Origin of the sequence: Kribbella sp. NBC_00482, assembly GCF_036013725.1 — a bacterium.
GTDB lineage: Bacteria > Actinomycetota > Actinomycetes > Propionibacteriales > Kribbellaceae > Kribbella.
Genome location: NZ_CP107881.1, coordinates 696163 through 707462, shown reverse-complemented (window position 1 = coordinate 707462; position 11300 = coordinate 696163). Strand labels below are relative to the sequence as shown.

Here is an 11300-nt window from a genome sequence, read left to right as displayed (position 1 = left end):
CTGTGAGTGGGTATGTGCTGCTGCCGGAGTTGTTCACGGCAACCGAGGTGGATCGGTTGCGCGACGTGGTCGAGCTGGTGCACGCGGACGTCGTGTCCGCGGCCGAAGCCGGCGAGACGACGGTGAACGTCTGGCCGGACGGGCACCGGCTGGAAACGGTCTACGGGACGACGATCCACTGGGAGCCGGATGCGGCCGGCAAGACTGTGCGCAGTCTGTCGCCGGTGGCGCATCTGCATCCGGCGCTGGAGGAGTTGTGGAGCGAGTCGCGGTTGGTCGAGCCCATGAGTTCGTTGATCGGGGCACCTGCTGGGCGGTTCGTGGCGAAGCTGAACTTCAAGCGCGCCGGGGTCGGGTCGGAGTTCGCGTGGCACCAGGACTTTCCGTACTGGTACGGGTGCTGCGGTGCGGCGGCGTACGACATCGCGACCGCGATCGTGATGCTCGACGACAACACCGCCGCGAACGGCGCGATGACCCTGATCCCGGGCAGCCCCTCGGAAGGTCCGGTACGCCGTGATCCGCTGGACCCGACCGGATTGCTGGTGGATCCAACGGTCGTCGACGAGACCCGCGTGGTGACGGTGGAGGCCCCGGCCGGATCGGTCCTGATGTTCCCCGGCCTGATGGTGCACCGCTCCGCCCCGAACCGGACGGCCACGGATCGCCGTTCCCTCCTGTACTGCTTCCAGCCAACAGGCCGCCCCGAACTGTCCGCCCTGCAGTACAACCCCGAAAGGCTGGCCGATCTCCCATGACCGCTTCCGTGGCCGATCTGACCGCAGACGTTCTTGCCGGAAAACGTGGTCCGTCACCGGCGGACCTCGACATCACCAGTGCGTTCTGGCTGCACCACACGACCCGCCTGCCCGGCGCCGACGTCACCTACCGGAACTACTACGTGCTGCTGCGCGTGGGAGAGGTGTTCGGCGCCTGCTCCTTCGAGTCGGGTGACCTCGACCCGGCGTACTGCGCCGACACCTCCGGCCGCACGCTCGCCGACGTACTCTCCTCCAACGACCCGCTCCCCGTCCGGATCGCCGCACTCGACGCCTACCTGGCCGCGGTCGAGCCGCACCACACCGCGCCGTACGCCGAGGAAGTCGTCCTCCCCGCCGGTACGCCGGACGTTCGCGCGCGGGCCCGTGACGCCGCCGTCGCCGGGCTGCTCGACGTTGCCGAAGGCACCAAAGTCGCGCTGATCGGCGTCGTGAACCCACTCGTCGACGCGATCACCGAACGTGGCGGGATCTGTCTCCCGTGCGACTTCAACCTCCGCGAGACCGCCTCCGGCCTGCCGGTGTCCCGCGACATGACCGAGGTGATCGACGCCGCCGACGCGGTCGTCGCCACCGGTATGACGCTGTCCAACGGCAGCTTCGACGTACTTCTTACTCGTTGCCGTGAGCAATCGAAGCCGCTCGCCGTCTACGCTCAGACCGGCAGTGCGGTCGCTCGTGCGTTCCTCGGCGCCGGCGTTACCGCGCTGTCCGCGGAGCCTTTTCCCTTTTCCCAGTTCAGCTCCCGCCCGAGCAGCCTCTATCGCTACAGGACGGATACATGACTGCGCAGCAGAACCTCACCGCACTCCCGGCGGAAGTCCCGGGCGATCTCCGGATGGCCCGGCGGCTGTGGCCGTTCCTGCTGGCGTCGACGGTGAGCCTGATCCCGTTCACGGTGTTCGGGATGTATCTGGTGCCGATCTCCGAAGCTGCCGGAGGGAGTGTTGCGGAGATCGGTGGACTGCGAGGGCTCGGGGGGCTCGCGGCGCTGGCGGTCGGTGTGGTCCTGGCGCCGCTGATGGATCGCGCACCGCGGGAGTTGGTCGCTGCGGGCGGGCTCGCGCTGCTGGGGATCTCGGCGGCGTTGGGGGCCGTGGGCAACGTGTTTGCGCTCGCCGCGTTCTGCCTGCTGATCGGGGCGTCGACGTCGATTCTGGCGCCTTCGATCGGAGCTGCGGCCGCGGATCGGTTCAGGTCGCCGGCCGCGGCGGGCCGCGCGGCGACGCTGGTGTCCGCGACGACGTCGGCGATGGCGATGCTGGCGGCTCCGGTGCTCGCCGGGCCGGGGCTGATCTGGGGCTGGCGGGGCAACTTGCTGGCGGCGGCAGCGATCTCGCTCGCCCTGGCGGCGGCCTTCTTCTGGCGCGGGCGCGGGCGGAAGGCGCCGATCACCAACCGGGAGCGGATGAGCTACCTGGCGACGTACCGCGAGCTCGCCCGGATCCCTGGCGCGCTCCCGCTGCTGGTCATCGCGATGCTGCGGACCGCGGCCTTCATGGGCTACCTCGCTTACCTGGCGGCGTTCTACGACGAGAAGTTCGACCTCGCACCGGGCTGGTTCGCGCTGGTCTGGTCGCTCAGCGGCGCGTCCTTCTTCCTCGGCAACCTGCTCTCCGGCCGGTACCTCGCTACCGATCGGCCGTGGATCACCCCCGAACGGCTGCTCGTCGGCGGCATCACCGTTTCCCTGTTCGCCGTCTCCGCGTTCTACTTCTCGCCGACGCTCCCGCTCACGCTGTTCCTCACCGCGCTGATGGGCGCCGGCCACGCAACGGTCGCGGCCTGCGTCACCACACTGCTGGTCCGTCGCAGCGGTGATCTCCGCGGCTCGGCGCTCAGCGTCAACGCGGCCGGCATGAGCCTCGGCACGTTCCTCGGTGCCGCGATCGGCGGCCTCGGCCTGGGCCTCGGCGGCTACCCCGGTACGGCGGTCACCTTCGCAGGCATCACCCTCGTCGCAGTCCTCCTCGCTCTCCACATCCACCGCGCGCCGCGTCCTTGAGCACCCATCAACCATTTGGGCAGCCCGAAAACGGTTGGTGGGTGCTCAAGGACGACGTCCGTCAGGGTCGGTTCCGGGACTAATCGGGGTCCTCACCGAGCCCGTTACGATATATCGTTGCTTTTCATGGAGAACCTGCCCGACCGCCCGCACCCGCACGCACATCTGCGGGCGTCCGACATCGATCGTGACCAGGTGGTCGACGTACTGCGGGAGGCCCTGATGTCGGGCCGGTTGACGCAGGAGGAGCACGGCGAGCGCCTCGAGCAGACCCTGGAGGCGAAGACCCTCGGCGAGCTCGAACCGATCACCCGCGACCTCGTCGTCCCCGGTCAGCCGACGCCCGCGGCGCAGCCCGCCGCGACCGCGTCGACCAGCCTGGTGCCGATCGAGGAGCCGGCCGACCCGGAGCAGAGCTTCGACACGATGGTGGCGATCTTCGGCGGCGGCGAGCGGAACGGGCGCTGGCGGGTGAAGCGCCGTACCAACGCGTTCGCGGTGTTCGGCGGGCACGACCTCGACATGACCAACGCGGTCTTCGAGGGCCGCGAGGTGACGATCTGGGCGTTCGCGGTGTTCGGCGGCATCGACATCACGGTCCCGGAAGGCGTGACGGTGCGCAACGAGGGCGTCGGCATCTTCGGCGGCTTCGGCGCCCGCGGCAGCGACAATCCCGACCCGAACGCACCCGTCGTGGTGGTCAAGGGCCTCGCCCTGTTCGGCGGCGTCGGCGGCCAGTCCTCAGCCAAGCGCCACGGCAAGAAGCTCAAGGGCAAAGGCCACCACGAACTCCACTAGCTAGATCCAGGACTTGAACCACATGCGGTTGAGCCAGTCCGGGTGCGGGAGCACCTCGTCGGTCAGGATCGGCCAGATGTAGGCGAAGTTCAGCACGACGAGGACGACGAACGCGCCGACCACCGCGGTGCCGATCAGCCGGCGCGGGGTCGCCGTACTCATCCCCGTACTCAGCACTGCCCGGGCCGGGCCCAGGACCTTGCCGAGGATCAGCGCCAGCGCCATCACCGTGAACGGGATCATCGTGACGGCGTAGAAGAAGAAGATCGGCCGGTCGTCGAACGCGAACCACGGCACCCAGCACGTCACGTACCCGACGATCGGGATGCCGAGCCGCCAGTCGCGCGTGCCGATCCACAGCACCAGCGCAGCGATCAGCGCGAGGGCGCCTCCCCACCACAACAGCGGCGTACCGAGGGCAGAGATCACCTGCAGACAGTTGGTCCCGGTCGGTGCGTTGCAGCCCGGCGTACCGGGCTTGATGTCGTTGACCGCGTCGAAGCCGATCGGGCGGGCGATGATCGGCCAGCCGGCCGGGTTCGAGGCGTACGGGTGGGTGGCGTGCTTGATGTAGTCGCCGGTGTGGAACGCGAGCACTTCCTTGTGGTACTCCAGCAGCGACCGGAAGTCGTCCGGCACGACCTTCATCACGCCGTGCGCCGGGTTGCTCGCGGCCCAGTTGTGGTCGTAGGCGTTGTCGTGCAGCAGCCAGCCGGTCCAGGTCGCGACGTACGTGACGACCGCGACCAGCACCAGGCTGACGAACGCCGGGATGCCGTCGACCAGGGCCGACTTCACGAACGCGAACCGTACGCCGAGCGCCCGGCGGGCACCGAAGTCCCAGGCGAACGCCATCACGCCGAACGCGGCGAGCACCCAGACCGCCGACCACTTGGTGCCGAGCGCCAGGCCGAAGCAGATACCCGCGGCGATCCGCCACGGCCGGATCAGCAGCCAGCGGCCGACGGTACGGCGCTCGCCGTCGGTGACCGGCTTGTCGAGGGTCTCGGCGTGCCGGCGGCGGGTCCAGTCGCGGTCGGCGACCAGGCAGGAGATCGCCGCGACCAGCCAGAACGCGAGGAAGATGTCGAGCAGCGCGACCCGGGACATCACGAAGTGCAGACCGTCGACCGCGAGCAGCAGGCCCGCGATACAGCCGATCAGCGTCGACCGGGTCATCCGGCGTACCGTCCGGATCAGCAGCAGCACGGTCAGCGTGCCGAACAACGCCGGCATGAACCGCCAGCCGAACGGGGTCATCCCGAACAGCTGCTCACCGGCGGCGATCATCCACTTGCCGACCTCGGGGTGCACGGTCAGGCTCGGGGTGTCCTTGAAGACGTCCAGGTTGCCGGCCAGGATCGCCTTGTCCGCGGCGCCCTCCGGCTGGTCGATGAACTGCCGTGCGTAGCCGAACTTGAGCAGGCTGTACGCGTCCTTGGCGTAGTACGTCTCGTCGAAGACGAACTTCACCGGGTTGCTGAGGTGCCAGAACCGCAGCACGCCGGCCAGCACGGTGATGGCCAGCGTGGCGATCCAGCCGCCGTCGAAGTCCCGCGGCATCGCCGGGTACAGCCGCTCCTTGAGCGGCGGCAGCCGTCGCCCGAGCACGTCCCGCCCGAGCGTCTCCCGCTCCGCGTCGGCGTCATTGCGCCGTACCGTTTCGTCCTCGATCACAGCAGCCACGCCCGCCATCGTACGGACGCCCTGGTACCACCGCCTCCCCGCATCTGTGGAAAACCCGAACCCGCCGCGCCGAACCTCCTACAATCAGTCACATGAGCACGCCCCGCGAGGAACTGCACGCGCTGATCGACGAGCTGTCGGACGAAGCCGCCGCCGAGTTCGCGCCTGATATGCGGGAGATCCTCAAGCACCGGCTGGAGATGCGCCGCCGCCGGGCGACGGAACCTCGCTCGTGGCCGCCGCCCTGGTTCGGCGCCGGCACGGGGAGCCGATCCGACGTCGCACAGCGGAGCGAGGAGATCCTGCGAGACGAGTTCGGCCGGCGCGAGTGATTGTCGTTGACACCGGCCCACTGGTTGCAGCGGTGCTGTCCAACGACCACGATCATCGTGCGTGCGTGGATCTCTTCGCCGCCGCCCACCTCAACCGGGAACAGTTGGTCGTGCCGAGCTTCGTCATACCCGAGGTCTGCTACCTCATTCAGCGCGAGGTAGGTGCGAAGGTGGAGGCCGACTTCGTGGAGTCGCTCGCCGCGGGAGACTTCGCGGTCGCCGAGTGTGACTCCGAGCTCGAGCGAATCGCGGATCTGATGCACAGGTATGCCGACATGCCGCTCGGAGTGGCGGATGCCTCGGTGGTGGCGGTCGCGGAGGCGCTCGGTGCGCGGGAGGTCGCGACGCTGGATCGTCGGCATTTCAGTGTGGTTCGGCCGCGGCACGTCGATAGCTTTACGCTCCTGCCATGAGCGGGCGGCTGGTGTTGGCGGGGAGTCCTATCGGGGACGTGTCGGATGCTTCGCCGCGGTTGGGGCGGGCGCTGGCGGAAGCGGACGTGGTGGCCGCGGAGGACACGCGGCGATTGCGGCGGCTGACGTCCGGGCTGGCGATCCAGCTGAGTGGGCGGGTGGTCAGCTACTTCGAGGGGAACGAGCGGGAGCGTACGCCGGAGTTGCTGCAGGCGCTCCTGGACGGGCAGACCGTGGTCGTGGTGACGGACGCGGGGATGCCGAGCGTGTCGGACCCGGGGTACCGGCTGGTGGCGGCGGCGATCGAGGCCGACATCGTCGTCACCGCCGTACCGGGGCCGTCGGCCGTCCTGACGGCTCTCGCGTTGAGCGGGCTGCCGGTGGACCGGTTCACGTTCGAGGGGTTCCTGCCGCGCAAGCCGGGGGAGCGCGCGCGACGGCTCGGCGAGCTCAAGGACGAACCGCGGACGATGGTGTTCTTCGAGGCGCCGCACCGGCTCACGCAGTCCCTGGAGGCGATGGCCGAGGCGTTCGGCGCAGACCGGCGTACGGCGGTGTGCCGGGAGCTCACGAAGACGTACGAAGAGGTGAAACGCGGCCCGCTCGACGAGCTCGTCACGTGGTCGAAGGAAGGCGTCCGGGGCGAGATCACCCTCGTGGTGGCCGGCGCGGACCCGCACAAGGTGCTGACCCCGGAGGACCTGGCGCGGGAGGTGGCCCAGGACGAGGAGGCCGGTACGCCGCGCAAACAGGCGATCTCCGACGTCGCGAAGCGCTTCAACGTCCCGAAACGGACCGTGTACGACGCCGTACTCGCAGCTCGGGACCCCGGTAAATAACACTGGCGCCCGGCACTACCCTTAATTACATGTCCGAGAAGGCCTATTACGTCACCACCCCGATCTACTACGTCACGGCCCCGCCGCACATCGGCAGCGCCTACACGACGGTGGCCGGGGACGTCCTGACCCGCTGGCACGCCCAGCGCGGCGAGCGCAAGTGGTACCTGACGGGTACCGACGAGCACGGCGAAAAGGTGATGCGCAGCGCGCAGGCCCAGGGCATGAGCCCGCAGGAGTGGACCGACAAGCTGGTCGAGGAATCCTGGAAGCCGGCCTGGGTCGACGTCGACATCGCGTACGACGACTTCATCCGGACCACCGACCAGCGCCACACCGAGCGGGTCCGCGAGTTCTGGCAGAAGCTCTACGACAAGGGCGACGTCTACAAGGGTGAGTACGAGGGCCTGTACTGCGTGGGCTGCGAGGAGTTCAAGCTCCCCGCGGACATCCGCACCGACGAGGACGGCACGCAGCGCTGCATCATCCACGGCACCGAGCTGGAGACGGTCTCCGAGACCAACTACTTCTTCCGGCTCTCGGCGTACGGCGACCGCCTGCTCGAGCTGTACTCGGAACAGCCTGATTTCGTGGCGCCGTCCAGTGCACGCAACGAGGTCATCGCGTTCGTGAAGCAGGGCCTGCAGGACCTGTCGATCACCCGGTCGACGTTCGACTGGGGCATCCCGGTCCCGTGGGACGAGGACCACGTCCTCTACGTGTGGATCGACGCCCTGCTGAACTACGTGACGGCCGCGGGCTACGGCACCGACCCGGAGCGGTTCGAGGAGCTGTGGCCGGCCGACGTACACCTGGTGGGTAAGGACATCCTCCGGTTCCACGCGGTGATCTGGCCGGCGATGCTGATGGCCGCCGAGGTCGCCGTACCTCGCCAGGTGTTCGCCCACGGCTGGCTGCTGGTCGGCGGCGAGAAGATGAGCAAGTCGAAGCTGACCGCGATCGCGCCGCACGAGATCACCGACCACTTCGGCTCGGACGCGTTCCGGTACTACTTCCTGCGTACGATCCAGTTCGGGTCGGACGGCTCGTTCTCGTGGGAGCACCTGAGCGCGGTCTACACGTCCGAGCTCGCCAACGGCCTCGGTAACCTGGCCAGCCGGATCGCGGCCATGGTCGGCAAGTACTTCGACGGCGTACTGCCGGAGCCGACCGACCACGGACCGGCCGAGCAGGCGCTGGCGGACAAGCTCGCGCAGACCGTGGCGACCGCGGACAAGGCCCTGGACACCCTCGCGTTCCAGGACGCCCTGGCCGCGATCAACGAGCTCGTCGGCGCCGTGAACGGCTACGTCACCGAGCAGGAGCCGTGGAAGGTCGCCAAGGACGACTCCCAGCGAGCCCGCCTGGCAACAATCCTCTACTCCGCCGCCGAGGTCCTACGCGCCGTCGCCGTACTCCACAACCCAACGATGCCCAAGTCCTCCGCCAAGCTCTGGGACCTCCTGGGCGCCGAGGAAAAGCTGGGTGCGCTGACGGACCAGCGAGTACAAGACGCCGGCACCTGGGGCCAACTCCCCGCCGGCGCCACCCTCACCAAGGGCGACCCCCTGTTCCCCCGCCTCGAAGAGGCCTGAGGATTGGTATCACCGAAGATAGTATCGTCAGTGATACTATCTTTGGTGATACTCCAGGGAGGTGCGCCGGTGCGGCGTTTCATCGGGCGGGCTCGTGAGCTGGGCGTTCTGACGGACGCGCTGGCCCGGGTCCGTTCTGCCGCCGACGCGGCACAGCCGGGGGAATGCATTCTGATCCGCGGCCGCCGCCGGGTCGGAAAGTCCAGCCTGGTCGAGGAGTTCCTCCGTACGGCGGACGTGCCCAGCATCTTCTTCGCAGCGGCCGGACTGCCCGCTGCGGATGAACTCTCCGAGCTGGCTGAGGTGATCGCTGCGTCGGCCTTACCGGACCGCGAGCTATTCGGCGTCGAGGCGCCGACCCAATGGCCCGCGGCTCTCCGTCTGCTCGCGGAGATGCTGCCGGATGATCAGCCCAGCGTCCTCGTGATCGACGAGGTCCCGTATCTGATGGACTCCGTCGACGCCTTCGAGGGGGTCTTGCAGCGGACCTGGGACCGATTGCTGAGCCGGAAGCCCGTGCTCCTTCTCCTCGTCGGCTCGGATCTGTCGATGATGGAGTCCTTGAACAATTACGACCGGCCGTTTCACCAGCGCGGTCGCGAGATGGTGCTTGGCCCGCTCACTCCCGCAGATCTGGCGGACATGCTCGACCTCGCGCCTGCAGTTGCCTTCGACGCTGCACTGGTGACTGGCGGTCTGCCGTTGATCTGCAGGGACTGGCGGCGCGGCGGAACCCTGCGCGACTTCCTGAAGACCTCCTTGAGTGACCCGACGTCGCCGCTCCTGGTTTCGGCCGAACGATCGCTGGCCGCCGAGTTTCCGCCGCGAGCCCTCGGCGGTGACGTGCTGCGTGCGGTGGGGAGTGGGGAACGGACCTTCAGTAACATCGCCCGGGCCGCCGGCGGACTCGCACACACGAGTCTGACCAGGGCGATGCAGGTGCTGATGGACAAGGGGATCGTCACCGCTGAGCTGCCGGTCTCGTTGCGTCCGTCGAAGGAGCGCCGGTACCGGATCGCCGATCCGTACCTGCGCTTCTGGCTGACCTTCCTCGCACCGCACATGGCTGAGATCGAGCGGATGCGTGGCGATCTGACGCTGGTCCGGATCAAGGAGAACTGGAGCAGTTGGCGTGGCCGTGCGGTCGAGCCGCTGATCCGCGAATCACTGGCCAGGCTGCTCCCGGACGATCAGTTGCCCGGGGCAGGTGTCGTCGGCGGGTACTGGACCAGAAGCAACGACATCGAAATCGATCTGGTTGGCGCCGATCGCGGGCCCCTGGCGAAGGAACTGCTGTTCCTCGGTTCGATCAAGTGGCTGGACAACAGCCGATTCGACAGCCACGACCTCGCCGCGCTCCACCGGCATCGAAGCTTGCTGACCGACGATCCGGTTCCGCTGGTGGCTGTGTCCCGCAATGGCGTGACCGCCTCCGGTCTCGATGCGGTCTATGGGCCGGATGAGTTGCTGGCCGGCTGGCAGCCACGCTAAACCGCGGCCGTTGCGTGGTAGAGGGCTGCGGCTTGGGTTCGGGTGGTTACGGCTAGTTTGGTGAGGATGTTGGCTACGTGGAATTTGACCGTTGACTCGCTGATGTGGAGGGCGTCGGCGATGGTGCGGTTGCGGTGACCTTGGGAGAGTCGTTCGAGGACTTCCAGTTCGCGGGCGCCCAAGGGGGCCAGGGGGTCGGAGGTGACGGTTTGTGGGGCTTGTGAGGTGCGGAGGGTGATCCGGGCGGTCAAGCCCCAGCCGGGTACGGCGTCCAGGTCCAGGTCGCCCTCGTGCAGGCGGAGGCGCTCGGACAGCTGCCCTAGGTCGAGCACATTCGCCAACCGTCCGGGGCCGTCGTCGCGGACCGTGGACAGCAGTTCCTTCCCGTCCCAGCGCCAGGCCACGCGGATCCGGCGTACGTCGTCCTGGGTCAGCATCGCCAGCACGACCGAGCGGACCGCGACCCGGGCGGCGTGCGCGACGGCCGCCGGGATCAGCTGATCGTTGCCCGGGGCATCCAGTTCGAGCTCGACCGGGCCGTGCCGGAGCAGCGCCCGCAGGGAGTCCGCGAGCCGGTCGAAGGCGCGGCCCGCCGGTTCCTCGCCGCTGCACACCCTGTCCTGCTGCGTGTCGGTCCGCAGCTCGGCGAGGCCGTTGAGCGCCATCTCGACGGCCATCGTCCGCGCCGCGGCGTCGTCGATCCGCTGGTTCCGCAGTACGCCGAGAATCGTCGCGAGCGTCGCCGCATGAGCTTCCCCGAGCTCGGCCGCCAGGTCGTTCCGCGCTTCCGCGATCGCGCGGTTCTGGGCCAGCGCGCCAGGCTCACGTTCGAGGGCCAGGCGGTACATGTGGGCCGTGACGACGTCCCACAACGCCTGCAACATCCGATCGGCGGTCGTCGGAGCGTCCGACGTACGGAGGAACACCACCACCGAACCCCGCGGCGCCCGGTCGCTCGAGACCGCGAGGACGGGGTGCTGCGCACCGGCGATCGGGATGACGCCCTGCCACGGCTGGCCGGCGGTCACCGTACCCAGGAGGCCGGCCAGGTCCGCTCCCGTGATCGCGCCGCTCACGGCCGGATCGCCGTACGCCGTCACCGGTGTGGACGCGCACTGCGAGGCGAGCTGGGCGACCGCGCGGTGCGGGACCAGGTCCGCGGTCACGAGGGACAGCCGCTGGAGCAGCTCCTCGGTCGGCCCGTCGATGACCTGGGCTGCCGCCGCCAGTACCTCCGCCGCCTCCATGTCCTTCAGAGTACGTCGGTTGACGCATCCACCCGGGCCCGTCTTTCGGGCGGGGGACAACTGTCCGATCGGCCAGTCGGGAATGCCGCGGCATCGCGCAACCTTTATTGAAGCG

The 11300-nt window shown here is 68.7% G+C and carries 11 protein-coding genes; 9 read left to right on the top strand and 2 right to left on the bottom strand.

All coding sequences use genetic code 11. The annotated features are described in order from the left end of the window. The first annotated feature begins 2 nt into the window (after positions 1-2). The 4 genes from OHB24_RS03530 (at position 3) to OHB24_RS03515 (ending at position 3582) form a co-directional block, all read left to right on the top strand. A complete protein-coding gene (locus OHB24_RS03530; RefSeq protein WP_327637477.1) occupies positions 3-758 on the top strand; it encodes a phytanoyl-CoA dioxygenase family protein in 756 nt (251 codons plus the stop codon). Next, complete coding sequence (locus tag OHB24_RS03525; RefSeq protein WP_327637475.1) at positions 755-1564, top strand: Rossmann-like domain-containing protein; 810 nt, start codon at positions 755-757, stop codon at positions 1562-1564. The genes OHB24_RS03530 and OHB24_RS03525 overlap by 4 nt, the downstream gene beginning before the upstream one ends. Continuing rightward, positions 1561-2784, top strand: a complete 1224-nt coding sequence (locus OHB24_RS03520; RefSeq protein ID WP_327637474.1) for an MFS transporter — start codon at positions 1561-1563, stop codon at positions 2782-2784. Before OHB24_RS03525 ends, OHB24_RS03520 begins: the two co-directional genes overlap by 4 nt. Before the next feature lie 126 nt (positions 2785-2910). Continuing rightward, positions 2911-3582, top strand: a complete 672-nt coding sequence (locus tag OHB24_RS03515; RefSeq protein WP_327637473.1) for a DUF1707 SHOCT-like domain-containing protein — start codon at positions 2911-2913, stop codon at positions 3580-3582. On the opposite strand, the gene OHB24_RS03510 is transcribed toward OHB24_RS03515, so the two are convergent. Further along, positions 3583-5145, bottom strand: coding sequence for a dolichyl-phosphate-mannose--protein mannosyltransferase (locus OHB24_RS03510; RefSeq protein ID WP_327641010.1), 1563 nt, complete (start codon positions 5143-5145; stop codon positions 3583-3585). Positions 5146-5360: 215 nt separating this feature from the next. Here OHB24_RS03510 and OHB24_RS03505 point away from each other — a divergent pair, with 215 nt between their 5' ends. The 5 genes from OHB24_RS03505 (at position 5361) to OHB24_RS03485 (ending at position 9938) form a co-directional block, all read left to right on the top strand. Then, a complete protein-coding gene (locus OHB24_RS03505) occupies positions 5361-5600 on the top strand; it encodes a hypothetical protein (RefSeq protein ID WP_327637472.1) in 240 nt (79 codons plus the stop codon). Further along, on the top strand, positions 5501-6013 hold the full coding sequence (locus tag OHB24_RS03500; protein ID WP_327637471.1) for a type II toxin-antitoxin system VapC family toxin: 513 nt from the start codon (positions 5501-5503) through the stop codon (positions 6011-6013). The genes OHB24_RS03505 and OHB24_RS03500 overlap by 100 nt, the downstream gene beginning before the upstream one ends. After that, the gene (gene rsmI / locus OHB24_RS03495; RefSeq protein ID WP_327637470.1) at positions 6010-6852 is read left to right on the top strand and encodes a 16S rRNA (cytidine(1402)-2'-O)-methyltransferase; all 843 of its coding nucleotides are present in this window, start codon (positions 6010-6012) and stop codon (positions 6850-6852) included. The genes OHB24_RS03500 and rsmI overlap by 4 nt, the downstream gene beginning before the upstream one ends. Before the next feature lie 29 nt (positions 6853-6881). Further along, a complete protein-coding gene (metG, locus tag OHB24_RS03490; RefSeq protein WP_327637469.1) occupies positions 6882-8447 on the top strand; it encodes a methionine--tRNA ligase in 1566 nt (521 codons plus the stop codon). A 69-nt stretch (positions 8448-8516) separates the two neighbouring features. Further along, positions 8517-9938, top strand: a complete 1422-nt coding sequence (locus OHB24_RS03485) for an ATP-binding protein (protein ID WP_327637468.1) — start codon at positions 8517-8519, stop codon at positions 9936-9938. Here the strand turns inward: OHB24_RS03485 and OHB24_RS03480 are convergent. Next, positions 9935-11185 carry a LuxR C-terminal-related transcriptional regulator gene (locus OHB24_RS03480; protein WP_327637467.1) on the bottom strand — a complete coding sequence of 417 codons (1251 nt, stop codon included), beginning with the start codon at positions 11183-11185 and terminating at the stop codon, positions 9935-9937. The genes OHB24_RS03485 and OHB24_RS03480 overlap by 4 nt on opposite strands. Positions 11186-11300 lie beyond the last annotated feature (115 nt).

Coding starts and splice junctions, on each gene's coding strand:
- OHB24_RS03525 (WP_327637475.1), top strand. CDS start 755: ATGACCGCTTCCGTGGCCGATCTGACCGCAGACGTTCTTGCCGGAAAA.
- OHB24_RS03520 (WP_327637474.1), top strand. CDS start 1,561: ATGACTGCGCAGCAGAACCTCACCGCACTCCCGGCGGAAGTCCCGGGC.
- OHB24_RS03515 (WP_327637473.1), top strand. CDS start 2,911: ATGGAGAACCTGCCCGACCGCCCGCACCCGCACGCACATCTGCGGGCG.
- OHB24_RS03510 (WP_327641010.1), bottom strand. CDS start 5,145: ATGCCGCGGGACTTCGACGGCGGCTGGATCGCCACGCTGGCCATCACC.
- OHB24_RS03505 (WP_327637472.1), top strand. CDS start 5,361: ATGAGCACGCCCCGCGAGGAACTGCACGCGCTGATCGACGAGCTGTCG.
- rsmI (WP_327637470.1), top strand. CDS start 6,010: ATGAGCGGGCGGCTGGTGTTGGCGGGGAGTCCTATCGGGGACGTGTCG.
- metG (WP_327637469.1), top strand. CDS start 6,882: ATGTCCGAGAAGGCCTATTACGTCACCACCCCGATCTACTACGTCACG.
- OHB24_RS03480 (WP_327637467.1), bottom strand. CDS start 11,185: ATGGAGGCGGCGGAGGTACTGGCGGCGGCAGCCCAGGTCATCGACGGG.